We start from the raw sequence: 25254 nt of genomic DNA on the forward strand, positions 1-25254 counted from the left end.
GCTAAGAGGACTCATGATTAACAGATTGATTCGACTTCTAGAACAGTTAGAACTGGACATGAGCGCAGAGGATATTGCTGATGCTCTCTGGTTAGCAAATCAGATAAAATTACAATCAGCAATTGCATCTGTTGATAAAGTTCCGCCATCAAATCAGAGTTCTCAGACTACCGCTAATATACTACCTAATAAAACAAAACCTTCAACATCTGCAACATTTGAAAATTCAGGTTCTTCTACAGAAGAAAAACCAGAAGCACCCAAAGCTAAAGCTTATACTAAAGATGATATAGATTCTAAGTTATCCTCTAATTCTCCTGAAAAACCAACCCCTGAAAAACCAACACCTTCATCATCAGGAGTACCTTTTAAAGCTCCTGCGGTTGCTGCTTTACCTAATGCTTTAGAAATTGGTAGGTCATTGCGGCCATTGATGCGAAAAGTTCCATCTCGGATACAATTTGTTTTAGATGAAGAAAATACTGTTCAACAAATAGCAGAAAATGATGTTTGGATACCAGTTTTAAAACCTGCGCGAGAACGTTGGTTAGATTTGGTGATAGTTGTTGAAGAAAACCGCGCTACGGTTGTTTGGGAAGAAACTATCAATGAGTTCCGTAAATTAATGGAAAGACATGGAGCTTTTAGAAATGTTTATACTTGGAGTTTACACGCAAATGATGGTAAACCGCAATTTTTTCACCAGCAGAGAAAAGCTACAAAAAAACAACGTTCCCGCAGTCCCAAAGAATTATTAGAACCTAATGGTAGACGGTTAATATTATTAATTAGTGACTGTGTTTCCTCTTTATGGTGGCAAGGAGAAATACACCAATTATTAGAATTATGGTCTAAACAAGTTCCGGTAACTGTTCTACAATTATTACCCGAACAATTATGGGAACGCACAGTTTTAGATTTGGGTATTTTAGTTTCATTAAGTGCGATTGAACCAGGTTCACTCAATTCTCAATTGACTGTTCATGATTTCCCTATCTGGTTAGAAGAAAAACCCAATCAAGCATTAAAGTTACCTATTGTGATTTTAGAACCTGAATCTTTAAAATATTGGGCAAAAGTGATGGCTGGTACAGGTACTATGGACACTGTGGGTATTGTATTTATGCCTAACTGGAAAGAATTAATACCTACAGATAAATTATCCAGTTCACAAACAATAGAAGAACCAGAATTATTAGTTAATAAATTAGTTAATACATTTTATCATAGCGCTTCCCCTCTAGCGAGAAAATTGGCAATTTATATGGCATCTGCTCCGGTAAGTATGCCTGTAATTCATTTGATTCAGGAAAAAATGTTGCCATCACCACGAAAGCCAATTATTTTGGCGGAAATTTTTATGAGTGGGTTGTTAGAATTAAAGTTAGTGAGCGAAGAAAATCAACCAGAAATATGGCGATATGAATTTGTAAAAGGAGTGAGAGAAGTTTTACTTCGTTCTATTAGAAAAACAGAATTTGATGCTGTACTTGCGGCAGTTTCTCAATATATAGCTCAGAAAGCTGGCATCCAAATCAAGAATTTTCAAGCTTTGTTATTTGCTAACTCTGACTGGGATGAAAACACCAAAGCAGAAATTCTTCCCTTTGCGGAGATTACTAAGGAAGTATTGCAAAATTTAGGGGGAGATTATGCGCGTTTAGCACAACAGTTAGAACCGGTAGGGGTAATTCATGAATTACCCCTACCAGAAATCAAAACCTTTGAATTTGAATGTGCCACTGTTACTATTAAAGATGATGTACTACAACCTTTTACTTTTACATTTGCCAAAATTGAATTAATCAAAAAATCACAGTCGTTTGGGCTAACACAGAAAACAGAATTAAGTGTTAACAAGTACCAAAAACAAGCACAGCAATTTATAGAAGACTTAGGAAACGGCATTAAATTAGAAATGGTAGCCATTCCTGGGGGAACTTTCATCATGGGTTCACCAGAAACAGAAGACAAAAGTACAAATGATGAAAGACCGCAACACGAAGTCACCATCAAGCCCTTTTCAATGGGTAAATATCCCATTACCCAGGCGCAATGGCAAGCGGTAGCACAGTTACCTCAAGTCAACCAAGAACTAAAACCAGACCCATCGGAATTTAAAGGAGCAAACCGCCCTGTAGAAAGTGTTTCTTGGCATGATGCGGTGGAATTTTGCGCTAGACTATCAAACTACACCAAAAGACCCTACAGACTGCCCAGCGAAGCGGAATGGGAATATGCTTGTCGTGCAGGAACAACCAGACCCTTTCATTTTGGCGAGACAATAACAACGGATTTGGCAAATTATGATGGTAACAAAACTTATGGTAAGGGAACAAAAGGAGTTTATAGAAAAGAAACCACAGAAGTAGGCAGTTTTCAAGTAGCAAATGAATGTGGGTTATATGATATGCACGGCAATGTGTGGGAGTGGTGTGAAGATGATTGGCATGATAATTATGAAAATGCACCTACAGATGGTAGCGCATGGATAAGCGACGAGTCTAATAACAATGAAAAGGTGCTGCGCGGTGGTTCTTGGTACAGCCCTCCTGGGGGTTGCCGTTCGGCGCGTCGCGGCTATGCTGATGCGGGCTTCGACGACGACACCGACGACGTCGACGGTTTTCGTGTTGTGTATGGTGCTGCGTGGACTTTGTAGCCCTTTATACTCTTGCCCTTTTGCCCTTTACCCTTCTTTCCTCTACCCTTAGCGAGTGTCTGAATCAGGATGTCCAGGATTAAAGGATTTACAGGATGGGTTGATAATTTTGAATAATACCAAATGCGGTTGTCAAAATCCACTTATAATAAAGACGAAACATTATCATCATGGGTGAAAATCCAGTATTTTTTTAAGGGGTATGAGAACCGGATTTAGTATAATTCAGATTAATCATGCTTGAAAATCAAGTATTATCCTGTTAATCCTTTAATCCTGGACATCCTGATTCAGACAAAAATAAATATAGTAAAATTAGATAACTAATGACTTTTGTTTACCAAAATCAGGGAATTGAATTTGAATGGGATATAAATAAAGCTGAGAGCAATTTTATTAAACATGGTGTGAGATTTGAAGAAGCAGTAGAAGTATTCTTTGACCCCTTTTATCAAGAAGGAGATGCCAGTGATAATAATGAAAAACGAGATTTCATTTTGGGTTATTCATTATCACAACGATTATTGTTAGTTGTTTATGTAGAACGAAAAACCCGAAACAGAATTATTTCTGCACGTCTAGCCACAAAAAGCGAAAGGAGATTATATGAGCAATCATGAAGAAATAAAATTACAACTACGTCCCCGTGCTACAGAGGTTGTTTCTCTCAAAATACCTGTAGATACTTTAGCTTCTCTTGAAGAAATAGCTGCGGATAAAGATATGTCTATAGAAGCCTTGTTAAAATTTTATATTGGGCAAGGTTTAAGAGAAGATATAGCTAAATTATTCAATGAAAGATTATTAAATACAACTGCACAGGTTTTATCCCGTCATCTGCAATCAGAAGAAGCAGTTTCTCAAATTATGCAGGAAATTAAAGCAGAAACAATTAAATAAAAAATAAGCAAAAATCATGCCCAAAACTATTATTAATCGCCATAAAAAAACCGCCCGATATTTTATAGAAAACTTAGGAAACGGCATTGAATTAGAAATGGTGCTAATTCCTGGGGGAACTTTCATCATGGGTTCACCAGAAAATGAAAAGGGAAGTCATAGCAGGGAAAGACCGCAACACGAAGTCACCATCAAGCCCTTTTCAATGGGTAAATATCCCATTACCCAGGCACAATGGCAAGCGGTAGCACAGTTACCTCAAGTCAACCAAGAACTAAAACCAGACCCATCGAGATTTAAAGGAGCAAACCGCCCTGTAGAAAGTGTTTCTTGGCATGATGTGGTGGAGTTTTGCGCTAGACTATCAAACTACACCAAAAGACCCTACAGACTGCCCAGCGAAGCGGAATGGGAATATGCTTGTCGTGCAGGAACAACCACACCCTTTCATTTTGGCGAGACAATAACAACGGATTTGGCAAATTATGGTGGTAACAAAACTTATGGTAAGGGAACAAAAGGAGTTTATAGAAAAGAAACCACAGAAGTAGGCAGTTTTCAAGTAGCAAATGAATTTGGGTTATATGATATGCACGGCAATGTGTGGGAGTGGTGTGAAGATGATTGGCATAATAATTATGAAAATGCACCTACAGATGGTAGCGCATGGATAAGCGACGAGTCTAATAACAATGAAAAGGTGCTGCGCGGTGGTTCTTGGCTCGACTATCCTGGGCTTTGCCGTTCGGCGCGTCGCAACTATCTTGATGCGGGCTTCGGCGGCAGCGACCTCGGTTTTCGTGTTGTGTATGGTGCTGCGTGGACTTTGTAGCCCTTTATACTCTTGCCCTTTTGCCCTTTACCCTTCTTTCCTTTATCCTTGCCTTGACAAAGCTGACTCCGCCATAGCGGAGTCAGCTTTTAAAATTTTTTTCAGGTTGTAAGTAGGGTTTGCTGAAAAAGTTATCTGTGAGGGTCCAGGAGTATGGCTAACGCCACGCTTCGCTATCAAGGAGTCAGGAGTTCAAGGAGTATGGCTACGCCACGCTTCGCTATCAAGGAGTTTTTTTTATTTTGAAATTCTGCAAACACATGGCTACGCCACGCTTCGCTATCACAAAGTGCAAGCTTTTTGAGGATCATAGCACCTAAAACCAGGCGGGCAGCGCCGGAATGATATCAATTAATCTGCATCTCGATTTCTAGCTGATTTTGTTGATTTACCACCAGCATTGCGAACATTCATAACTTTACTCAGTAAATCAAACCAAAAGGGCGCTCCCATTGCAATAGCTACACCACTGACTATCCAACCAGATAACATCGTTAATAAACTGATTATAGGTACGCCATTGATCTTCGTTGGATTCCAACCAATTTGATCTTCTAAGTTTTCATTTGTCCAACCTATTGGTAAACTAATTTCCTCTAAAATCTCCTTAGTGTCAAGATTTTTGAGGTTGGAAGGATCAGATTGTTGATCTATAGTTTGCACAGCTTTATAAACAATTGCTTCTCGCAAAACTGTATCTTTCGATAAGCGATCAATAATATGAAATGTATCTGCATTAGCACCAAAAGCGAGGATAATACCGATTAAAATGGCGACTCCTTTGGCATTTCGTTTGTAAACACCACCTGCTCTTTGCATAGAACTATCAAAAGAATTCTCAATTTCTCTCCGTAATATTTCAATACCTTCCTCTGTACTTTTAGCCTTGTATTGCGCTCGCTTGGCTATGTTAGCAATATTTCTCTTCATGCCATCTGGTAAGGTATCTATTAATTCTTTAATGGTTTTATGGGTTTGACTATTTTTATCTTTAAGAGTGATTTGAATTTCCTCAACAACAGTATTACTTGTATCTAGTAATTGGACAATTTCGTTCATGTTAGGTTTTAAACCACCGATGATAATTGCTTCTTCAACACTGGGAAAAATGTGTCTCTGTAAAGCTTGCAGTCGCTTCCAAGTTTCTATTAGTATGGGATTTTCATTTTCTATATTCGCCTGAAAGTTATTGATGTATTTATCCAAGCTATCCTGCATCTGACTAACGCTTGTATCTATATCAAACTTGTACTTTTTAAAATCTTCAACAATTTCTGTATATTCTGAAGTGAGAGTTGCTAAATCATCTTTAATATCCTGGGCAATATAATTTGGTAATTCTATTTCTTGGATTTGTCTGAGTGAGCGAGTTAATATTGTTTGTACTTCTTGTAACCTTTGGTTTTTAAATTTTTCTAGTCTTACTTCTGTTAGACTATGGATGATTTGTGGCAGTTGTAATTCTTCTAAAAGACTGGTAGCGAAAGTATCACTCTGAATATAAGAAGGCGCACTTTTATCTTGATGAAAAGTCTTATGATTTACCTGTGATTTAGTGATTGTTCTTCCCATCTTACTCGTTATATCACCCATAAACCAAGTTAATTTTCTTGGTAACTGAGATAAAATGCCTTTGGCTTCTTGGTTAATACTTTTAATTAAAGGATTGCTATAAATTTTGTTGACCATGTCAATTATATCCTTGGCATCTGAATTTTTCACATCTCCAGCCAAGAAAATTTCGATGGATTTTTTTAAATGTACAGCACGCCATTGCAGGACTGTAGCAATCAATTCTTGAATTTCGGAAGCTAACAAGCTTAAAATCAGGTAAATAAAAATTAAACCCAGGGCGATATCTAAAATGACAGGTAGGCGCATTTCCCAAACTCCTTCAGCGTAATTGACCAATTTAGCGTTGTATTCTTTATATCATTTAATTGGCAAAAATCTTGTTAAATTGTTTAAAAAATAACTAAAAAATTTTTATGCAAAAAATTATTATTTTTCAGAGAAAACTGAGGTAATTTGGGATCTAGCCATTGCTTGTGAAAATAGTTTGTGAAGGTATGGCAAAATTGGAGATTCGCTCTGGTCTCTACGAAATCAAACCAGTGAGTAAAATGATTAGCATAGAATATGCAAGAAGGACGCTATATTGGAACGCATCTAGAAAAACAGCATCGCACCTCTGGCAGATGGATGGATGGACTATGGCTAATATTATTGCTGTTGGTGGCAATATTGCTGTTTAGCATCAATCTTGGCGGATTGCCGCTCAGAGATTGGGATGAAGGCACTGTGGCACAAGTTGCTAAAGAAATTTGGCGTGCCAAAGCAGGTTCTATGCACTGGCTTTACCCTACCTTGGGAGGTGAACCATACTATAACAAGCCTCCCCTCATGCACTGGCTAATTGCTTGGGCTTACTCCCTGGGCGGTGTTAATGAATGGACAACTCGCCTACCTGGAGCTATGCTGACAGCCATTTCTGTGCCTTTGCTGTATTGTATTAGTAGAGAAATATTTCGCCTCCGTTGGGCTGCGGTTTATAGCGCCTTGATTTATCTGACGATGTTACCAGTGGTGCGTCATGGCAGATTAGCAACCCTAGATGGGGTAGTGGTAACGTTGTTAATGCTGATGATTTTGTGTGTGTTGCGATCGCGCCGGGACTTGCGTTATTGTCTTGGTGTCGGTATCAGTTTTGGGCTGATTTGCCTAACTAAAGGCATGGTAGGCATATTTTTAGGTGCTATTGCTGTAGTCTTTCTCTTTTGGGATACACCAAGATTACTTACCAGTTACTATCTGTGGACAGGAATCTTCATCGGTATTTTACCAGTATTGGGTTGGTATGTTGCCCAACTACTGCGCTATGGTTATCCTTTCTCTCAAATTGATTTAGACGATCAAGCCTGGAAGCAGATTGCTGCTGCTCATGGTCAGCCTGAACCTATTTGGTATTATTTCCTAGAAATTCTTAAATGGACATGGCCTTGGCTGGTATTTTTACCGCAAACTCTGGGTTTTACCTGGGAAAATCGCAATTTTAGCTGGGCGAAACTCATCCTAGTTTGGATTAGTGTGTATTTACTACTTATTTCTCTGGTTAGCGTCAAACAGCCCTGGTATATTTTACCAATTTATCCCAGCTTTGCTTTGGCCTGTGGTTTCTTTTTAACTCAGACTGAGAATTGGCGTTTATTCTCATCCTATCCCCGTGCTTGGATATCCAGTTTTGCAGTCTTGGCTTTGGTAGCATCTGCGGCTAGTATTTATCTGAGTTGGGGTAGTGCAGGTACAACAGACTTACAGATGATTTTGGCCGCCGTAGCTTTGACTATGACTTTAGCAGCAATTTTGGCAGAACGAGGCGATCGGCAATTTTGGCAAATTTTAATTTGGGGCAGTTATATTTCTCTGTTGTTGTTGATCAAATCTGACTACTGGATGTGGGAACTAGGAGAAGCCTATCCAGTCAAACCTGTGGCCGCAATGATAGCACGTGCCAATCCGGCAGTACAGCAAATCTACACATCTTTTCCTTACCCTCGTTCATCCTTGAATTTTTATAGCGATCGCACCATTATTCCTGCCTCCCCCGGCGACCTACAATATCATTGGCAGTATGATGTGCATCCCTATTTGCTTGTGAATGCTTCTGCTTTAGAAAATCTTAAATTCCCATCTATTCAAGTAGTGGGAAAATCCGCCGGTTGGCAATTGATTACAAAAGACACTCAGTAAATCATCCAGACAGGAGGCAGGAGAATTTTAGATTTTAGATTTTAGATTTTAGATTGGAGTTGACAAAAACAATCCAAAATCCAAAATCCAAAATCCAAAATTGTATCACCTGTCACCTGTCACTTTCTCACTTTCTGGAAGCAGTTCCTGTTTATAGTTTGTGATCTCCTGAGTAATAGCAATTGTAGTAAATAAAATTGCACTTCCCATAGCTAAAGCCAACAAAAAACGTTTTGAAAGCGGCAAATCTCTAATCATCCTGGCTAAAGGTCGGCTTTGACGACGCAAAGCCGAAGAGATCAGAATTTTTTTCCAAGTAAACGGATCACGGACGTAGTGACCACTTTTACAAACTACGAGTTTTTCCTGACAATAAGGACAAGTAAATAAGCCGATATAAGTTTTAACAGGTTTAGTCCTGTTATTTCTGTGGCAAATCGGACAAGTAACATAATTATTATCAAAGGTGTGTATATTCATCTAGATCGTCCGTTTAGTCCATTTACTCTTTCTATAACAATAGCTATATTCACTAAGAAGTATGGCTGGTAGTAGGGGCAGGAAGTAGGAGGTAAGAGGCAGGAAAACGAAAAATATTACCTGTTCTCTGTTCCATCTGATAGCTGATAGTGAATACTCAATCTATCTCCCCATCACAACTACTCACTGTGATAACTAACAACTTGTATTAACTAATAATTCTCTCCTATTTCAACTATTCTGATCATAAAAATTTTAACTGCTTGTCTGAGTTGATGAAAACTGTGTAAATGAAGGATATCAACCATACTTGTCTGGTTGCTTAATCATGGCTCACAATAATAATTAACCAATAAAAAAATAAATTTTTTCTTACATTTACCCCGTTTTTCCATGACTCTCTTGCCTCCTACACAACTGAGGAAAGTAACTCAACCCGTTTCCTTTCCCACATCTTCTGCTCGTTTAACTCATCTGATCAATCGTCTTCAGCCATCCCCTGAAACAGTGGTGCTGTTTTTAGCCATGCTCATTGGTGGTGGTACGGGTATGGGTGTGGTCACTTTTCATTATCTCATCCAGTTGATTCATCACTTGATGCTGGAAAATTTCATGGGACAGATAGGAGTCTGGGGTGCTTGGACTTTAGCTTGTGTTCCTACCCTGGGCGGATTAATTGTAGGTTTAATGCGTTGGCGTACTCAAGATTTTGGACCTGGACTTTCATCTTTAATTGCTTTATCTCAGGGTGGAGAAGTTAAGCAACAATTACGACCTGTTACTAAGATGATAGCTGCTGCTGTTTCTTTAGGTAGTGGTGCATCTTTGGGTCCAGAAGGTCCAAGTGTGGAAATTGGTACTAATTTTGGGGTGTTGTTATCAGATGTACTGCAAGTTTCTCAAGAGAGACAGCGGTTATTATTGGGTGCTGGTGCGGCGGCTGGTTTAGCAGCTGGGTTTAATGCTCCCATTGCTGGGGTATTTTTTGCTTTAGAAGTAGTTATGGGAGCTACATCTTTTGCTACTTCTGCTGTGAGTGTGGTGTTACTTGCAGCGGTAGTAGCAGCTTTAATTGCTCAAATTGGTTTGGGTTCTCAACCTGCTTTTGCTTTACCTGCTTACCAAGTCCGTAGTCCTTTGGAATTACCGCTTTATCTGGGTTTAGGTTTGGGCGCAAGTTTGGTTGCTTTGACTTATAAACAATCTATTCGTTTAGCTAAAGAGTTGTTGTCAGGACGGTTTAAAGGATTTGAATTTTTAGCAAAGATTCCTAAACCTATTCAACCAATTATTGGTGGTGCAATAGTTGGTTTAGTGGCTTTGCAATACCCACAAATTTTAGGAATTGGTTATGAAACTGTACAAGCAATGTTGCAAGATCAAGAGTTTTCCTTGAATTTGTTACTTGTACTGATGGGGCTGAAAGTGTTGATGACGGCAGTTAGTTCTGCTAGTGGTTTTGTGGGTGGTTTGTTTGCGCCTGCCATGTTTTTAGGTGCATCCTTTGGATCTGCCTATGCTAAAGTTTTGGCTTTGATAGTTCCCGGAGTTGCTGAATATATGGCTGCTCCTCCAGCTTATGCAATGGTGGGTATGGCTGCTGTTTTGGCGGGTAGTGTGAGAGCGCCTTTAACAGCTATTTTAATGTTGTTTGAATTAACTCGTGACTACCGAATTGTTTTACCTTTGATGGCTGCGGTGGGTTTAAGTGTCTGGTTAGTAGAAAGAATTAAACCGACTGTTAATTCTAATTCCAATCTACAACAGATTGGTCTTTCAGAATTAAAAGATGAGCAGGTGGAAATTGTACAGCAAATTTCTGTGGCAGATGCTATGCACTCTTATCCTAAAAAAATGCCGGCAAATCTTGGGGTTTTAGAAGCTGCTATGGAAATGATCCGCGATCGCTCACCCAGTGCTTTAGTCATTGATGCCAATGAACAATTAGTCGGTATTATTTCTCTGGACGATATTAACCGCACTCTTTCTCTTTGGGAAAATTACCAACATTCTCCTGGTGAAATACAGCCTAATTTTTCTAGTCAAACACTCATAGATATCTGTACCACTGACATTCTCTATGCTTGGCAAGATGAACCTTTATCTGAAGCTTTAGATCGTATGGCGCTGCGAGGTTTGCATCAGCTACCAGTGGTAGCAAGAAACAACCCCGACTGCATTTTAGGTTTACTCGAAAAAGAGCAAATCGCTTTAACTTGCAATTTAGCAGCTACGCGCAAAGCTTTACAGCACTATTTACCAATGTTGCCAACAACCGATATAGTTATTGGTCATTAGTCTTTGGCGATTAGTGATTGGTGATTGGTGATTGGGGAAGAGGTTTTTAACTGCTGACAACTGATAACCGATTGGTTAGTACACAAAAATCAATAACCGAAAGTCTGGGTTTAGCATTGCTAAACCCCTACAACTGACAACTGATGTTCTAGCTGAAAACCTCTACAACTAAATTTTGATTAAGCTGTAGCTTCTTCTACTTCACCATCTTCTCTGTCTTCTGGATCTACTTGGCGTAGTCGAATATGCTTCTTGCCTAAGGTAATGATAAATTCATCTCCAGGTTTAAGATTCATCTGTTTTGTATAAGCTGAACCTATGAGTAAATTGTTGTTAGACTGCACGCTAATTCTATAGCTGGCACTGCGTCCACCACGTCCATTAGCACCTGGTGTACTGTCCAACTCAATGCCCTCGGCATCAATTAAGGCATTCAAGAATTTCATCATATTCACGCGCTCTATACCATTTTTGGTAACAGTATAGTAGCCACACTGTTTAGCTTTCTCTTCCTTGCTTTCGTTCTCTAGCTCCTTAACTTTTTGGAGCAGTTCTTCACCAACAAGGGGGTCATTTTTTTTCTGTTTAGGCATCAACTTTGGTCGGAATTAAATGATTGAAGTGGTTGAATCGATTTTATTTTAACTGATACTGAGCTAACAGGAACGGAATCCTTTATTTTTTTATCTCAGCATAGCCAAGTATATTACACTCTTATGAGAAATTGTTGCACAATTATCAATCTTGTCAAGATATTTTCTAAAATAAAATTCTGATCATGCTCAGAGAGAGATATATATAGTTTGTGAATTACTGGTAAACTGTATTTGTTTAAGTTTTTTAAAGTAACGTAAAAAAGTGGTTTGCTAAAGGAAGATGATTCTAAAGTCTTTAGTCATTAGTTATTAGTCATTGGTTATTGGTCATTAGTCATTAGTCAGGAGTTCAAGGAGTCAGGAGTCAGAATAATTTTAGATTTTAGATTTTAGATTTTAGATTGGAGTTGACAAGAACAATCCAAAATCCTTGCATCCAAAATCCTTTCATTGTATTCCCAGTCACCAGTGACCAGTCACCAGTCACCAGTCCCCAGTCCCCAGTCACCTATTCCCTGATCAATGAAATTAACCACGAGAGGACACTATAGTGTTAAGGCGTTGCTGGATTTAAGTTTACAGCCGAAATATGGACCTGTATCTGTCAGAGCGATCGCTAAACGTCAAGATATTCCGGCTCCCTATTTGGAAAAGCTGCTAATAGAAATGCGCCGCGCTGGGTTAGTCAACTCAATTCGTGGCAGTGTTGGTGGCTATCAATTAGCAAGAGAACCTGCACAAATTTCTATAGGACAAATTTTAGAGGCTGCTGGGGAAAATATGACTCACATACCTCTGAACAGTCCACCACCTGCTCAAGCGGAAGATTGGGTAACTTTTACCCTGTGGCAAAGACTGAACCAAAAGTTAAAAGAAGCTTTGTATAGTATTACTCTGGCAGACCTTTATTATGATGCCCGCAGTTGGCAAGCATCTCTAGGGGAAGAAGCAAGTTTTGTAGTTTAGTCAGTTCACTGGTGACTGGTGACTGGTGACTGGTGACTGGGAAAGAAAATTTTAGATTTTAGATTTTAGATTTTAGATTTTAGATTTTAGATTTTAGATTGGAATTGACAAAAACAATCCAAAATCCAAAATCCAAAATAAATCACTCCTGACTCCTTGAACTCCTGACTCCTGACTAATAACTAATGACTAATAACATCTATATATTAATTATTGCGGCTTTGTTAGATTACCTAATTGGTGATCCTTGGGGTTGGCCTCATCCAGTGCGAGTGATGGGGTGGTTAATTTCTGGTTTAAGTACATTTTTGCTTAAACACTGTCAAAGTTCTCAAATACAACGTCTAGCTGGAATTGTACTTGCTATTATCCTCATTATTGGCAGCGGTTTATCTGGTTGGTTAATAGTTCAAATTGCCAGATGGTTACATCCATTGTTAGGAATTGTGGTGGAGAGCATTTTTTTAGCTAGTTGTTTTGCTCTTCATAGTTTGCGAAAAGCTGCTGTGGATGTTATCCAACCTTTAACAAAAGGTAACTTAGAATCAGCACGACAGATTTTAAGTAATTATGTAGGTCGGGATACAGAAAATCTCTCAGAAACAGAAGTTTTGCGAGCAATTCTGGAAACGGTGACGGAAAATGCTACTGATGGGGTCATGGCTCCTTTGTTTTATGCAATTGTGGGTGCATTAATACCATTGGTTGGACCTGTGCCTTTAGCACTAGCATATAAAGCCAGTAGTACCTTAGATTCAATGGTAGGTTATCGAGAAGCACCTTATACTTATATTGGTTGGTTCAGTGCTAAGTTAGAAGACTGTTTAACTTGGGTTCCTTGTCGGTTAACAGTGATGACTTTAGGGCTGTTATCAATTAAACCTTTATATGTTTGGCGTATTTGTCGTCGGGATGCTATTCAAGATCCGAGTCCTAATTCTGGTTGGAGTGAGTGCGCCTATGCTGCTATTTTAGGTGTGCAGATGGGAGGTATAAACTGGTATCGTGGAGTAGCTAAACATAAACCACTCTTGGGAGATGCTATTTATCCCATTACCCCAACTTCGATTTTCCAAGCTTTACAATTAACTCGATATTCGTTTTTATTATGGTTGGGAGTAGGAATATTTTTAATTCATAATTCATAATTCGTAAAGAAGAGAATAGGGAACAGGGAATAGGGAATAGGTAGATTGAATTTTGAATTTATTTCTTACCAATCACCAATCACCAATCACCAATCACCAATCACCAATCACCAATCACCATGTCTACCAAAGTCGTTGAAATTCTCTCATCAGAAGAACTGCGTCGTACTTTAAACCGTCTTGCGTCTCAAATTGTGGAAAGGACGCGAGATTTGTCACAATTGGTACTTTTGGGTATTCATACTAGAGGTGTGCCGTTAGCCAATTTATTGGCACGTCAAATAGAAACTCTTGAAGGTATCAGTGTGGATGTTGGAGCATTAGATATTACATTTTATCGTGATGATTTAGATAAAATTGGTTTAAGAACTCCAGCCAAAACTGATATTCCTTTTGACTTGACAGGGAAAACTGTTGTTTTGGTAGATGATGTCATTTTTAAAGGTAGGACAATTCGCGCTGCTTTAAATGCGGTTAATGAGTATGGTAGACCAGAGGTGATTCGTTTAGCTGTATTAGTAGATAGGGGTCATCGGGAATTACCTATTCATCCTGATTTTTTGGGTAAAAAATTGCCTACTGCTAAGGAAGAAATTGTCAAAGTTTATTTACAAGATGAGGATGGAAGGGATGCAGTGGAGTTAATTGGTAATTGAATTTGATTGGTGATTGGTGATTGGTGATTGGTGATTGGGAATAATATTTATTATCCATTACCCATTACCCATTACCCATTACCCATTACCCATTACCCATTACCCATTACCTATTAACTGTTAACTGCGCTAATAGTTTGTAATAATTGGGTTGATGTAAAAGGTTTGCACAAAAAAGCGTTAACACCCATATCATAAACTGCGTTGACTTTATCGCTGGGTGCTAGTCCACTAACAGCAATAATTTTGATATTGGGATTAATTTTTTTCAGGGTACGGATGCTGGTGAGTCCATCCATTGATGGCATGAATATATCAGTTAAAACTAAGGCTATTTGATCACGATGTTCTACATATAGGGCAATAGCTTCAATGCCATCACGGGCGGTAATTACTTGATAATTATAGCTTTCAAGTGATGTTTTTGTAATTTCACAAATTGCAGATTCATCATCGACAACTAAGATCATTTCTCCATTACCTTGCGGTAAAGATATTTCAGTTTCTTCTAAAATTTCGTTGGTATCTTGTGCAGGTAAATAAATTTTAAATTGACTGCCTTTTTTTTCTTCACTATAAACATTGATAAAACCACCATGACTTTTGACAATTCCCAATACTGTGGAAAGACCTAACCCAGTACCTTGACCAAATTCTTTGGTAGTAAAAAATGGTTCAAATATCCGGTCTATAATCGTAGATTTAATCCCAATTCCTGTATCAGTCACAGTAATGACAACATAAGGTTTAGCTTGAGCATCAATGTGGATTTGGGCGTAATTTTCATCAACTAAAAGATTTTCGGCAGTGATTGTTAATGTACCACCGTTGGGCATAGCATCACGGGCATTAACACATAAATTCATTAACACTTGATGTAATTGAGTAGCATCACCAGATACAGTCCAAAGATTTTGGGGAATTTGGGTGATAACTTCCATGTTTTTAGGAAATGTTTCTTGAATAATTTGCTGAATTTCAATGAGTAAATGTTTTAATTGTAAAAGAGTGCGATCGCCATCCATTCCCTTAGCAAAAGATAATACTTGTTTAACTAAATTTGCACCGCGTTTAGCATTGCTAATTAATATAGGTATTAGTCGTCGAGCGCGTTCGTCCTTCACTTGAGTTTCCAAAATTTGCGCTGTCATTAAAATAGGTGCGAGGACATTATTTAAATCGTGGGCAATACCACTAGCTAAAGTGCCTATACTTTCTAGTCTTTGGGTGCGGAGAAATTGCTGTTCTAATTGCTTTTTTTGGGTAATATCAGTGTTAACAACTAAAATAGATTGGGGCTTGTTTCCAAATGCGGGTACTAAAGTACAACGACTAGCAACGATTATTGTTTTACCACATTTGCTAATTTGCTCCAATTCTCCTTCCCAAGAACCATGTTTCAGGAGTATTTTTAATGCTTCTGAAATTTGGGAAAATTTTTTTTCTGGACAAAGATGCTGGATTTTTTTTGTTAGGGCTTCTTCTTGACTCCAACCATATAGATGTTCAGCCGCTTTGTTCCAAAATAAAATTTTGTCATCTAAATCCCCTACAAAAATAGCGTCTGTAGCGACATCAAGTAAAGCTGCTTGTTGGCGAATTTTGTGTTCTGTTTGTTTGCGTTCAATGGCGTAGCGGATCGAACGTTCTAATAAAGGTGCAGTTAATTGACTTTTTTCTAAATAATCGACTGCTCCGGTTTTCATAGCTTCCAAGTCTATGTGTCGATCTCCTTGACCTGTGAGTAAAATAAAAGGACAATTACAACCATTATTAATAGCTTCACGCAACAGTTCTAAACCATTATCTGCCCCTAAACGATAATCTACTAAATAGATATCATGTTGGTGTCGAGCGATCGCTTCCCTAGCTAATTGATAACTCTCCACCCATTCTAACTCACAACCAGTTACTTGAAATTCCCGAAACCAATCACGAGTTAGAATATAATCATCTTCATCATCATCAATTAACAAAACTTTAATGAGTCTGTCATTCATGATCGCCTCTTACTGCTTATAGGGGCAGTTCTACAATTTCAAACCAGTATTTTCCTATAGTTTTCATCACCTCAACTAAGGATGTGAAATTTCTAGGTTTTTGAATAAAGGAATTTGCACCTAAATTGTATGTATTATATATATCTTCTTCTGTGTTAGAACTTGTCATGACTATAACGGGAATTATCCGGTGTTGGGGGTGATTTTTCAGTTCTTTTAGTACCTCCAATCCATGTTTTTTCGGCATATTTAAATCCAGGAAAATTAAACCTGGTCGCGGTGCTTTATTCACATCAGTATACAAGCCCCGATGAGATAGATAATCCATCAATTCTTCACCATCCCTGACGATATGTAGTTTGATAGGCAATCGGCTTTCTAGCAAAGCATCATGAACTAATAAGCTATCATCATCGTCGTCATCAGCCATTAAAATGGTGACGTTTGGTTGCCGATCTTTCACTCCTAATGTCTCCTTTTTACTCATTACAAGTATTAATTAATTATTCAATTATTCCTAAGCATTCAGCAAGTGCTAATTAAATAAATTTACAGGCTGGTATTTGTATTTTTCAGCCGCTTGCTGAGGACTGACTGCCCTGGGTTGAATGCTGACAATTATTGAATTGCCTGCAACTGCTGTCCACATTTGTACAATTAACATCATTTTGGGGTGTAGTAGTAATCCATCTCTGGGAGGAAAAATTAGAGATGATAATTAATTGGTAAGGTAATAATAAATTTTGCTCCTTGTCCTGGTTGACTTTTTGCTGTAATAGTACCGTGATGGCGTTCAGTAATTTTGCGACAGATTGCTAAACCGATGCCCGTACCTTCGTATTCACTGCGACTATGCAACCTTTGAAAAACATTGAAAATGCGGTCAAGATATTTTTCTGCAAACCCAATACCATTATCTTCAACAATAATTTGATAATAGGTGTTACCAACGGATAAATCATCAATATCATTGTTGAAAAATTGACCATATATTTTGATCACAGGTGGTTGATTTGGACGATGAAACTTGAGGGCATTACCAATGATATTTTGCAGTAATTGACGCATTTGTAGAGGATCGGCCTGAATAATAGGTAATTCCCCTATTTCAATTTGTCCTCCAGTTTGCTGGATACTTACTTCTAAATCAGATAATACTTCTTGGGCAATTTGTGTTAAATTTACTGCTACATAAGGCTGCGCTCTAGTTGTGACTCGTGAAAGTGTTAATAATCCTTCAATTAATGTTTCCATTCTCAAGGCTGCATTTTGCATTCGTTGTAAATAATCCCTTCCTTGTTCACTTAAAAAGTCTCCACAAGTGACTTGCAACCTTTCGCAAAATGTTTTAATTTTCCGCAGTGGTTCTTGTAAATCGTGAGAAGCAATAAAAGCAAATTGTTGTAGTTCTTCGTTAGAACGAGCTAGTTCTTGTCGTTGTTTGGTTTCTTGTTCTAAAATCAAACTTTGTGCTAAAGCTATACCAATTTGATCTGCAAGTTGTCGCAAGAGTCCAATTTCCCAGTTTGTCCATTTACGGGTATGTAAACATTGATGGGCAACTAGCAAACCCCACATTTGATTTTGCCGAAAAATAGGAACGACAAGGTTAGCTTTAACTGCAAATTGTTGCAGAAATTCTACATGACAAGGTTGAATCTCTGCTTTCTCGATGTCGCTAATAGCACTAATTCGCCCTTGACTGTATTGTTGGATATAATTTTTACTGAAACAAGGATCATTGATGTTTTGTCCGAGAACAACAGGTAAACCGGGAACTACAGCTTCTTTGACTGCGAGGAAAGAACCATTTCCATTCAGTTGTAAAATTAATACCCGATCTGCTTGGAGTAGCTTTTGTACTTCGGTAACGCTGGTTTGGAGGATGTCCTCTATTTGTAAAGATTGCCGAATTTTCAGGGTGATATTGGCGAATAATTGCGATCGCAAGTTTTGTCTTTGTAATTCTGCTTCGGCTCGTTTGCGATCAGTCATATCCATCATGAACCCAATCATCCGCACTGGTTTATTTGTTTGGTCTTGAACAATATAACCACGGTCAAAAATATAGGCATAAGTACCATCTCTACGCAAAAAGCGGTATTCATTCGACCAGAATTGTTTATTACTATCAATTACACCACGTAGATCAGAATTAATTCGTTGTCTATCATCTGGGTGTATTCTCTCACGCCACCAATTAACATCTAAATACACTTCTTCGGATCTATAACCAAAAAGTGACTGTACTGATTGATTCCACCATACCTGATTGGTGAGTAAATCCCAATCCCTTAATACATCATTAGTAGCCAGGGCAACTATTTTAAATCTTTCTTCACTTTTTTTGATTGCTTCTTCTATTCTTTGATGCTCAATTTGTTTACGCTGAGTAATATCCATAGATACCCCACATATTTGTAAGGGTACTCCTAATGAGTTGCAATAAACTGAACCTTTACTAGCTAACCAGCGAATACTACCATCAGCCAAAACCACACGAAATTCAATTTCAAATGTTTCTCCGTCTTCAATAACTTGTTGATAAGTGCGGTTCACCAATTCTCGATCTTGGCTATGAATGCAGTTTAAAATAGTTTGATATGTGTGGTGATAATTAACTTTCTCCAAACCCAAAAGACTTTCCAGATTATCCGATATAGTAATTTTATTGGTTGGGATATCGAAAGTCCAGATGCTGATGCCAGTTGCTTCTAATACCATCTTAATTTGTGTTTCCCAGTGATGCACTTGCTCACTTTGTCCTGGTATTTTTTTAGTCATTGAAAATCCCTTCTCCATTGCCAGTAAGCAGCCGATCGCTTTGTAATAACGACAATTTTTAACAACTACTTACGTAAAATTGCATAAAAATTAGTTATGAAAACTCCATGTCTTCTGACCAAACCCAAAGCTGAAGATAGTTTTGGCATTACCTTGGCTCCATTATTTCTTGAGGAAATATATACCAAAGCTGATGATCCAGCTAATGGTGCAGTAGTAGTAATGAGTGGGATGGTTCGTAATCAAACAGATGGTAAAGCTGTGGTAGCTTTAGAGTATCAAGCTTATGAACCGATGGCTTTACAGGTATTTTATCAAATTGCCGCTGATATTCGCAGCCAATGGCCGGATGTGAATCGCGTAGTCATATATCATCGGATCGGGCGGTTAAAAATTGGGGAAATTAGTGTTTTAGTAGCCGTGGGATGTCCCCATCGCAGTGAGGCGTTTGCAGCTTGTCAGTATGCTATTGATACTCTTAAACACAATGCACCAATTTGGAAAAAAGAACATTGGCAAGATGGTTCTAGTTCCTGGGTAAGTATTGGTGCTTGTGAACAAGAATGTTGAGGTTTTTTCGGTTAAGCCCAAAAAATCTAATAAGGGTTTGCTGAATAAATGGGAAAACATTACAGTTAAAGAATTTGAGCTATTTTGACTTTCAAAAAATGTCAGAGTTTTGAGGGTAAGAACTAAAAAACCTGGCACTGGAGATAAAAATTAAAACTTATACCAATTCTGTATGAAGATGCGCCAAATTATCTAACGAACCGCAAAGAACACAAAGAACACAAAGAAACGGTATTACCCACTGTCTAAAACTGTCACCTGTTATAATTAGCAAAAGATTTTGTGAAGTATCTTAACAAGTAGAGAGCTTTTTGTTGCAATCATTTACATTATTTCAGTTTGTAACTATTTTGTGTAACCTCAAGGAATATGCCTTTAGACTAATGACGATATGGACATCATTCAGACGGGAATAAAGGCAAATGTGTTTAGTAAACTTCTTTTGTCATGAGTTTGTAGTTGCTGTTTCTGCCGTAGCTTGTATGGTAGGTTTGTTGTTACTGTGGGATACGAAACAAGAAACCAATGAAGCACAAGTAACAGAAGAAACGCTATTAAGAATGAGTTTTAGTTATTGGTTAGTTTACTGTCTTGCTTTTGGCATTGAGAAAATGGTTTTACCCCATTGGGATGGTTTAACCATGACTCTAAAAATTACTACAGCTTTGTCATATTTTTTAACATTTTCTTGTATTTTAAGTTTGCCATTACATAAATTTGCTGTACATGAAGTTGAAGAATAGTCAAACATCAAAAGAGGAGCTTTTTAAACTCCTCTCCTGATTATTTGTGATCTTCATGAAATTTTCATAGCCACAGCGATCGCATTTTCTAATTGATCCTGTGATAACTGAGTGAGAACAAAAACCTCTTGCACCGTTTTACCCTGGCGTGCAATAACTTTATAACCCCCACGAATGGGTACAGACACGCGCAATTTCATTTGTGGCGCATGACCTTTAACTCTACCAATTACAGCAGGTGTGACAGTAGTGACCCCATGCTGTTGACACAAACGCTCTAAAATAGGAATGAGTCCGGGAAGGTGGGTAGAATGATTCCAAACAAGTCTGCCATCAGTGGGTTTACTCATGATGGTTTATGCAGCTTCCAGAGGTGCCATTGTTAACCCAGCGCGGCGCAACTGTTGGTGATATAGTTCTGCTGGTTCTTGGGGACCTACCCAAACTATGGCTTGTCCTTCATAATGTACTTGGTTAGTCAGTTCCCAGGCGCGATCGCTCGACATTCCCGGAATATACTTCACTAAACATTCAGCCACGTGCTGAAAAGTATTGAAATCATCATTGAGAACAATCACCTTATAATTAGGATAGGTTTTCCGAGTAACTTGACTCACCCGATCCGGTGTTACAGTTGGTGCGGAAGCCATTCCATAAATAGCTGCAAGTCTTGTCTCCATAAATAAACTACATTTTCCAAAAAAACACTTCAAATATCTAGTTTAATTGGAAAGAGGTGACAGGTGACAGGTAACAGGTGACAGGTGACAGTAAAGAAAATGATCAGCTTTTCACAGAGATTCCCATTCTTCCCTGGTAATATTAGCTTGACGTAAAATTCGACTCAATAAACTAGGACTGATATCAGCTTGATGAGGGTTGGGAATTGTGAGTTTAAAGTCACCTTTAATCATATATTGATGTTTGCCACCAGGAAATGGTCCATCAAAACCTAAAATTTTGAGATAATTAATGAGATCACGTCACTTAACTGGACCCCAAGGAGGCATTAAGCCACCTCCTGATTAATATTAATATCAATATCATCTAAAATTGGTAAAGTATGACCTAGACGCAACCCTAAAATTATCCAACCTTCCAGAGTATTTTGTAACTCTTCCCTACAATTCTCTAAAGTTGTACTATTTGCCCATACACCAGAACATTCGGGAATTTCTGCGTAAAAAGTCCCATCTTCCAACAACTCATAAGTTGCTTTGTGCATTGCTTTGTGAATGTAATCTATTAACATTGCTGACGTTTTACAAAAAAAATACTTCAAATATCTAGTTTACTTTATGGTTGGGTTGAGAATTGACAGCACTTAAGCAAGACTACAATAAAGAATATATAAACTAATAACAGGTGAAAAATGAACACCTTTGAATTATATACAACAGACTTTCATGCTTGGACTCAAGAACAAGTTAATTTACTCAAAACTCAACAATGGCATACATTAGACACCGTTAACCTCATTGAAGAACTGGAAACCTTGGGAAGAAAAGAAAGACAAGAATTGAGAAATAGACTAGCAGTGTTGTTAGGACATCTATTAAAATGGCAATTTCAAGCAGAAAAACGTACTAACAGTTGGTTGAGTACAATTAAAGAACAACGTATTCAAATTAAACTACTTTTAGAAGATAGTCCTAGCTTAAAACCCTATTTGGAGGAAATGTTTCTCACAGCTTATGAACTAGGTTTAGCATTAGCAATAAGAGAAACTCAACTCGGTGAAAAAATATTTCCCGAAATATGTCCTTACACTTGTGAACAAACCCTAAACTCGGAATTTTTACCAGAATAGGTGACAGGTGACAGGTGACAGTGAAGAGGGAATAGAGAATAGGAGTATTCTTTATCCTGACTTCTGACTTCTGTTTTACTTCCAATCTTGCCAATTTTGATTAAAAATAGAAGTATCAGGAAAAGCAGTAGGATTACCGTTTTTCTCTAAAATACCTTTTAAAACCTGCAATTTTGGTTCTAATCTTGGTAAATCATCAACTAACTGATAGGGTGGAATATTTTCCTTGAGTGCAAAACTAGCGACAGTTCCCGCAGCAGCACCAGCAGACCATTCAAAAGAATGCACGCGATAAGCAGCAGCAGCTATGTGACTGGTAGCAATACTTTTACCTCCTACTAATAAATTATCAATTTTTTGGGGAATCATTGCTCTCAGGGCAATTTGAAAAGGATAAGCGTTACCTCCACCCCGTCTTTCTCCCGGACGTTCTATATTACCAGGTGCTTCTGGTGGACTGTTCAACATACAGGGGTGAAAGTCTATAGCGTAGTGACCGATACCCACAGCATCCGGGAAAATAGTGGAACGGCGACGCTTTCTTGCCTTATTTGGACTGACTTCACCCCTAATTACTAATATTGCTTCTATACCTGCTAGTGTCGCTTTTAACTGACGGTACATATCTGCGGGCAGAGTTTTCCGGTAATATTCATCATTATAATTATGGCGAGAAATATCAACTTCCCAAATACCAAACCCTAGGGGTTGTCCCCAACTGGGACGGCCAATAATGCGTCTTCCTTCACGCATATATGGATATTTTGATAAACCAGATGCAGTTCCCATTGGTGAATTTATACCAGTTAACAAACGGTTATTTGGTTGGGGTGTTTTCACATTTGCACCGAGTTGAGAGTCAGTAGTTCCCGCTACTAACCAGTAATAATAAGCGAGAGCTTTTTCTTCTCCTTTACGGAGGGTTTCGGTTCTTAGTCCTCCTTTCCAGCCACCGGGTTGTAATTGACCGGTCGCTTGTAATTGTTTTTGTGTATAAATTAAATTATCCTGTGCTGTTCCTGGTCGGTAGTCATTACCCCAAGTCCAGTTTTGCATAGATATGTCCCCAGGGGTGGGAGTTGTAAAATTAATACCACCGAATTTAGTTTGTTTACCTTTTTGGGGACTCCAAATACGACGATAGGTAAAAACTAAATCAAAATTGGCTAATCTTGATAGTTCATAACTAAAATATGGGGCATATTGATGATAAAATGGGGGCATGATTTGAGGTTGTGGTTCTTGAGTTGCCTCCATTGCAAAAGTATATGTAAAACCTTGGGTACAATAGGGATCATTTGTAGTGCTAGAAGATGAAGGTTCGAGATAGGAAAGGGGATCAATTCCTAAACGATAAGGTACATCTGCTAAAGCGATAATTTCCCCAGTTTCACTTGCATCTATAACATACCATTTATTATTATTTTTCTGTGATTGTTTGGGTAAAAAACGAATGATATTTTTATTAAAACGGGAGGAATTTTGATAATTGTAAGCGTCTTCTATGGTTTGGGAGAGGGTGAAGGTGTTTAAAGGTGGGGCGTTTTTTGCTGGTTGATGTTGAATGGCGATCGCACTATTTATAATTTTACCATCTGCACTAATTTGTAAATCTTTAATTACGGTATTTGGGAATAAATGTAATTTTCCTCGACCCTGTTTTTCTGCATCTTTTAACATTTGGGAAATGATATTATGAGCATCACGGGGAAGAAAACAAGAGTCACTTACCCAACAGTCACCGGGGTTAAGTTGATTATATTTTTGTTGTATGCGGTTTCTTAATTCTAAATATCCGCGAGAAAAAAATAGTTTTGCGCGTTGAGTTGGTCTTTCATCTAACGCAGATGTACCTTGAGAGGAAATTTGTCCCCCTAACCAGTCGGTTATTTCTGTTAAACAAACGGTGTTTCCTGCAAGTAAACTTTCGTAAGCTGTTGCAACTCCAGAAAGTCCACCACCGACAATTAAAATTTCACAGTTGACTGTTTTATCTGGGTTTCTGGGTGGGGTTGCGGTAACGGAATACGGTGTGAGGAAGGTGGTTAGTAGGGTGATGCTGATGAGACGTTTCATGGTTGATGCAATATGTCTACTATGTCATTTTGTAGACGGTGGTTGTGGGGGAAAGGTTCTTTGTCAGTGGGAGTTAAGTATAGGTAGGAATAAATGAACCACGAAGAAGCGAAGGACACGAAGAGGAGAGGGTAAGAGAGAGATTTTCTGTGAGTCAGCACACAATATCTACTTTACAGCTAGTCGTAATGACATTGATCAATTCGCTCAAGATATCCGAGTCATTATTCCAGAATTAGTTGAAAAAAGTGGTATTAGAAAAAAGTGATGCTCTGAAAATAAAACTAAGATTTTTCCCTTGTCTTGTTACTGCAAATAACTGCTAATTTAACTTCTACTAACGCTGCTTCCTCTGGAGTTAGTTCTAAAAATTCTGCAACTGTTCCCACTTTCCAACCTTTAGCTTCCAGAAGTTCCTGCTTTGATTTTTTCATATTTCTATCCTGATGATATTACTGGTGTGACATAATTATGGTAAAGTAAGATAGCAGAAATGTAAACCAAACTGCATGATCAACATGGAAAACACCACAATTTCTATTCCTGTAGATGCTGCCATAGCACAGGCTTACACAAAATCTTCTGAAGAAGAACAAATAAAGATACAATTTCTCTTAGCCTTACGCATGAGAGAATTATTAGATAAACCTCCTATGTCTCTGAGTCAATTAATGGATGAAATCGGCACAAAAGCAGAAGCGAGGGGATTAACTTCTGAAATTTTAGAGGATTTACTAAATGACGAATAAATACATATTTGTAAGATATGCTAATAATACAAAAATTATCACACCTCAAATATTTATTAATCAACTATAATCACAATTTTTATACTTTTATACACTTTTTATACACTTCCATCAAACACCAAGCTGATTGATAGATACCTTGTTTTCCCTTAATCTGCTAATATCAAACAACCACCCCGAAAACCAGTAACCCCACATTGATAATCTATCATAGACATACCACTGCAAAAAACC

The 25254-nt window shown here is 38.2% G+C and carries 25 protein-coding genes; 13 read left to right on the top strand and 12 right to left on the bottom strand.

Annotated features, from left to right (window positions below; genetic code table 11):
* Window positions 1-13: 13 nt before the first annotated feature.
* The 4 genes from IQ237_RS12840 (at window position 14) to IQ237_RS12855 (ending at window position 4394) form a co-directional block, all read left to right on the top strand.
* The gene (locus IQ237_RS12840; protein WP_194055678.1) at window positions 14-2662 is read left to right on the top strand and encodes a formylglycine-generating enzyme family protein; all 2649 of its coding nucleotides are present in this window, start codon (window positions 14-16) and stop codon (window positions 2660-2662) included.
* Between the two features lie 326 nt (window positions 2663-2988).
* The gene (locus tag IQ237_RS12845) at window positions 2989-3282 is read left to right on the top strand and encodes a BrnT family toxin (protein ID WP_190649343.1); all 294 of its coding nucleotides are present in this window, start codon (window positions 2989-2991) and stop codon (window positions 3280-3282) included.
* Window positions 3269-3562: a hypothetical protein gene (locus tag IQ237_RS12850; protein ID WP_194055680.1), complete on the top strand. Its 294-nt coding sequence runs from the start codon at window positions 3269-3271 to the stop codon at window positions 3560-3562. Before IQ237_RS12845 ends, IQ237_RS12850 begins: the two co-directional genes overlap by 14 nt.
* A 16-nt stretch (window positions 3563-3578) precedes the next feature.
* Window positions 3579-4394: a formylglycine-generating enzyme family protein gene (locus IQ237_RS12855; RefSeq protein WP_194055682.1), complete on the top strand. Its 816-nt coding sequence runs from the start codon at window positions 3579-3581 to the stop codon at window positions 4392-4394.
* 351 nt (window positions 4395-4745) lie between these two features.
* Here IQ237_RS12855 and IQ237_RS12860 read toward each other — a convergent pair whose 3' ends face one another.
* A complete protein-coding gene (locus IQ237_RS12860) occupies window positions 4746-6275 on the bottom strand; it encodes a hypothetical protein (protein ID WP_194055684.1) in 1530 nt (509 codons plus the stop codon).
* Window positions 6276-6533: 258 nt separating this feature from the next.
* Between IQ237_RS12860 and IQ237_RS12865 the strand changes: the two genes are divergently transcribed.
* On the top strand, window positions 6534-8144 hold the full coding sequence (locus IQ237_RS12865) for a glycosyltransferase family 39 protein (protein WP_194055685.1): 1611 nt from the start codon (window positions 6534-6536) through the stop codon (window positions 8142-8144).
* 105 nt (window positions 8145-8249) lie between these two features.
* Here IQ237_RS12865 and IQ237_RS12870 read toward each other — a convergent pair whose 3' ends face one another.
* On the bottom strand, window positions 8250-8624 hold the full coding sequence (locus tag IQ237_RS12870; protein ID WP_194055687.1) for a hypothetical protein: 375 nt from the start codon (window positions 8622-8624) through the stop codon (window positions 8250-8252).
* Between the two features lie 393 nt (window positions 8625-9017).
* Between IQ237_RS12870 and IQ237_RS12875 the strand changes: the two genes are divergently transcribed.
* The gene (locus tag IQ237_RS12875; RefSeq protein WP_194055689.1) at window positions 9018-10922 is read left to right on the top strand and encodes a chloride channel protein; all 1905 of its coding nucleotides are present in this window, start codon (window positions 9018-9020) and stop codon (window positions 10920-10922) included.
* Between the two features lie 179 nt (window positions 10923-11101).
* Here the strand turns inward: IQ237_RS12875 and IQ237_RS12880 are convergent, their stop codons facing one another.
* On the bottom strand, window positions 11102-11515 hold the full coding sequence (locus IQ237_RS12880; protein ID WP_194055691.1) for an AbrB family transcriptional regulator: 414 nt from the start codon (window positions 11513-11515) through the stop codon (window positions 11102-11104).
* Between the two features lie 525 nt (window positions 11516-12040).
* Here IQ237_RS12880 and IQ237_RS12885 point away from each other — a divergent pair.
* The 3 genes from IQ237_RS12885 (at window position 12041) to pyrR (ending at window position 14288) form a co-directional block, all read left to right on the top strand.
* Entirely contained in the window at window positions 12041-12484 is a 444-nt protein-coding gene (locus tag IQ237_RS12885; protein WP_096571486.1) for an Rrf2 family transcriptional regulator, read from the top strand.
* A 185-nt stretch (window positions 12485-12669) separates the two neighbouring features.
* Window positions 12670-13632: an adenosylcobinamide-phosphate synthase CbiB gene (gene cbiB, locus IQ237_RS12890; protein ID WP_194055693.1), complete on the top strand. Its 963-nt coding sequence runs from the start codon at window positions 12670-12672 to the stop codon at window positions 13630-13632.
* Between the two features lie 119 nt (window positions 13633-13751).
* Window positions 13752-14288, top strand: a complete 537-nt coding sequence (gene pyrR / locus IQ237_RS12895) for a bifunctional pyr operon transcriptional regulator/uracil phosphoribosyltransferase PyrR (protein WP_194055695.1) — start codon at window positions 13752-13754, stop codon at window positions 14286-14288.
* Between the two features lie 113 nt (window positions 14289-14401).
* Here pyrR and IQ237_RS12900 read toward each other — a convergent pair whose 3' ends face one another.
* The 3 genes from IQ237_RS12900 to IQ237_RS12910 form a co-directional block, all read right to left on the bottom strand.
* Window positions 14402-16288, bottom strand: a complete 1887-nt coding sequence (locus IQ237_RS12900; RefSeq protein WP_194055697.1) for a response regulator — start codon at window positions 16286-16288, stop codon at window positions 14402-14404.
* A gap of 16 nt (window positions 16289-16304) precedes the next feature.
* Window positions 16305-16751, bottom strand: a complete 447-nt coding sequence (locus IQ237_RS12905) for a response regulator (protein WP_194055816.1) — start codon at window positions 16749-16751, stop codon at window positions 16305-16307.
* Window positions 16752-16993: 242 nt separating this feature from the next.
* Entirely contained in the window at window positions 16994-19072 is a 2079-nt protein-coding gene (locus tag IQ237_RS12910; RefSeq protein ID WP_194055699.1) for a PAS domain-containing protein, read from the bottom strand.
* A 96-nt stretch (window positions 19073-19168) separates the two neighbouring features.
* On the opposite strand from IQ237_RS12910, the gene IQ237_RS12915 reads away from it, so the two are divergent.
* A complete protein-coding gene (locus IQ237_RS12915; protein WP_194055701.1) occupies window positions 19169-19642 on the top strand; it encodes a molybdenum cofactor biosynthesis protein MoaE in 474 nt (157 codons plus the stop codon).
* Between the two features lie 422 nt (window positions 19643-20064).
* Entirely contained in the window at window positions 20065-20385 is a 321-nt protein-coding gene (locus IQ237_RS12920; RefSeq protein WP_194055703.1) for a hypothetical protein, read from the top strand.
* 53 nt (window positions 20386-20438) lie between these two features.
* Here IQ237_RS12920 and IQ237_RS12925 read toward each other — a convergent pair whose 3' ends face one another.
* The 4 genes from IQ237_RS12925 to IQ237_RS12940 all read right to left on the bottom strand — a co-directional run bounded on the left by IQ237_RS12925 (window position 20439) and on the right by IQ237_RS12940 (window position 21637).
* A complete protein-coding gene (locus tag IQ237_RS12925) occupies window positions 20439-20735 on the bottom strand; it encodes a DUF2103 domain-containing protein (protein WP_096571500.1) in 297 nt (98 codons plus the stop codon).
* Window positions 20736-20741: 6 nt separating this feature from the next.
* Window positions 20742-21065 (bottom strand): ATP-dependent Clp protease adapter ClpS, encoded by a 324-nt coding sequence (gene clpS, locus IQ237_RS12930; protein ID WP_194055704.1) that lies wholly within the window; start codon window positions 21063-21065, stop codon window positions 20742-20744.
* Window positions 21066-21176: 111 nt separating this feature from the next.
* Complete coding sequence (locus IQ237_RS12935; protein ID WP_309225758.1) at window positions 21177-21359, bottom strand: type II toxin-antitoxin system HicA family toxin; 183 nt, start codon at window positions 21357-21359, stop codon at window positions 21177-21179.
* Between the two features lie 35 nt (window positions 21360-21394).
* Window positions 21395-21637: a type II toxin-antitoxin system HicB family antitoxin gene (locus IQ237_RS12940; protein ID WP_194055706.1), complete on the bottom strand. Its 243-nt coding sequence runs from the start codon at window positions 21635-21637 to the stop codon at window positions 21395-21397.
* A 120-nt stretch (window positions 21638-21757) separates the two neighbouring features.
* On the opposite strand from IQ237_RS12940, the gene IQ237_RS12945 reads away from it, so the two are divergent.
* Window positions 21758-22195 (top strand): DUF29 domain-containing protein, encoded by a 438-nt coding sequence (locus IQ237_RS12945; protein WP_194055708.1) that lies wholly within the window; start codon window positions 21758-21760, stop codon window positions 22193-22195.
* Window positions 22196-22270: 75 nt separating this feature from the next.
* On the opposite strand, the gene IQ237_RS12950 is transcribed toward IQ237_RS12945, so the two are convergent.
* Together IQ237_RS12950 and IQ237_RS12955 are read right to left on the bottom strand one after the other, a co-directional pair.
* A complete protein-coding gene (locus IQ237_RS12950; protein ID WP_194055710.1) occupies window positions 22271-24271 on the bottom strand; it encodes an FAD-dependent oxidoreductase in 2001 nt (666 codons plus the stop codon).
* A 284-nt stretch (window positions 24272-24555) separates the two neighbouring features.
* Window positions 24556-24705 (bottom strand): hypothetical protein, encoded by a 150-nt coding sequence (locus IQ237_RS12955; protein WP_194055712.1) that lies wholly within the window; start codon window positions 24703-24705, stop codon window positions 24556-24558.
* 75 nt (window positions 24706-24780) lie between these two features.
* On the opposite strand from IQ237_RS12955, the gene IQ237_RS12960 reads away from it, so the two are divergent.
* On the top strand, window positions 24781-25020 hold the full coding sequence (locus tag IQ237_RS12960; protein WP_228020177.1) for a hypothetical protein: 240 nt from the start codon (window positions 24781-24783) through the stop codon (window positions 25018-25020).
* Window positions 25021-25254: the final 234 nt, after the last annotated feature.

The organism is Sphaerospermopsis sp. LEGE 08334 (assembly GCF_015207205.1).
In the GTDB taxonomy this organism is placed as follows: Bacteria; Cyanobacteriota; Cyanobacteriia; order Cyanobacteriales; family Nostocaceae; genus Sphaerospermopsis.

Excerpts from the sequence above, each read along its gene's own strand:
- IQ237_RS12865 (WP_194055685.1), top strand. The coding sequence starts at position 6,534 with ATGCAAGAAGGACGCTATATTGGAACGCATCTAGAAAAACAGCATCGC.
- IQ237_RS12885 (WP_096571486.1), top strand. The coding sequence starts at position 12,041 with ATGAAATTAACCACGAGAGGACACTATAGTGTTAAGGCGTTGCTGGAT.
- IQ237_RS12845 (WP_190649343.1), top strand. The coding sequence starts at position 2,989 with ATGACTTTTGTTTACCAAAATCAGGGAATTGAATTTGAATGGGATATA.
- IQ237_RS12910 (WP_194055699.1), bottom strand. The coding sequence starts at position 19,072 with ATGACTAAAAAAATACCAGGACAAAGTGAGCAAGTGCATCACTGGGAA.
- IQ237_RS12875 (WP_194055689.1), top strand. The coding sequence starts at position 9,018 with ATGACTCTCTTGCCTCCTACACAACTGAGGAAAGTAACTCAACCCGTT.
- IQ237_RS12920 (WP_194055703.1), top strand. The coding sequence starts at position 20,065 with ATGTGTTTAGTAAACTTCTTTTGTCATGAGTTTGTAGTTGCTGTTTCT.
- IQ237_RS12860 (WP_194055684.1), bottom strand. The coding sequence starts at position 6,275 with ATGCGCCTACCTGTCATTTTAGATATCGCCCTGGGTTTAATTTTTATT.
- IQ237_RS12945 (WP_194055708.1), top strand. The coding sequence starts at position 21,758 with ATGAACACCTTTGAATTATATACAACAGACTTTCATGCTTGGACTCAA.
- IQ237_RS12855 (WP_194055682.1), top strand. The coding sequence starts at position 3,579 with ATGCCCAAAACTATTATTAATCGCCATAAAAAAACCGCCCGATATTTT.
- IQ237_RS12915 (WP_194055701.1), top strand. The coding sequence starts at position 19,169 with ATGAAAACTCCATGTCTTCTGACCAAACCCAAAGCTGAAGATAGTTTT.
- IQ237_RS12880 (WP_194055691.1), bottom strand. The coding sequence starts at position 11,515 with ATGCCTAAACAGAAAAAAAATGACCCCCTTGTTGGTGAAGAACTGCTC.
- pyrR (WP_194055695.1), top strand. The coding sequence starts at position 13,752 with ATGTCTACCAAAGTCGTTGAAATTCTCTCATCAGAAGAACTGCGTCGT.
- IQ237_RS12925 (WP_096571500.1), bottom strand. The coding sequence starts at position 20,735 with ATGAGTAAACCCACTGATGGCAGACTTGTTTGGAATCATTCTACCCAC.
- IQ237_RS12950 (WP_194055710.1), bottom strand. The coding sequence starts at position 24,271 with ATGAAACGTCTCATCAGCATCACCCTACTAACCACCTTCCTCACACCG.
- IQ237_RS12940 (WP_194055706.1), bottom strand. The coding sequence starts at position 21,637 with ATGTTAATAGATTACATTCACAAAGCAATGCACAAAGCAACTTATGAG.
- clpS (WP_194055704.1), bottom strand. The coding sequence starts at position 21,065 with ATGGAGACAAGACTTGCAGCTATTTATGGAATGGCTTCCGCACCAACT.
- IQ237_RS12955 (WP_194055712.1), bottom strand. The coding sequence starts at position 24,705 with ATGAAAAAATCAAAGCAGGAACTTCTGGAAGCTAAAGGTTGGAAAGTG.
- IQ237_RS12850 (WP_194055680.1), top strand. The coding sequence starts at position 3,269 with ATGAGCAATCATGAAGAAATAAAATTACAACTACGTCCCCGTGCTACA.
- IQ237_RS12960 (WP_228020177.1), top strand. The coding sequence starts at position 24,781 with ATGATCAACATGGAAAACACCACAATTTCTATTCCTGTAGATGCTGCC.
- IQ237_RS12840 (WP_194055678.1), top strand. The coding sequence starts at position 14 with ATGATTAACAGATTGATTCGACTTCTAGAACAGTTAGAACTGGACATG.
- IQ237_RS12900 (WP_194055697.1), bottom strand. The coding sequence starts at position 16,288 with ATGAATGACAGACTCATTAAAGTTTTGTTAATTGATGATGATGAAGAT.
- IQ237_RS12870 (WP_194055687.1), bottom strand. The coding sequence starts at position 8,624 with ATGAATATACACACCTTTGATAATAATTATGTTACTTGTCCGATTTGC.
- cbiB (WP_194055693.1), top strand. The coding sequence starts at position 12,670 with ATGACTAATAACATCTATATATTAATTATTGCGGCTTTGTTAGATTAC.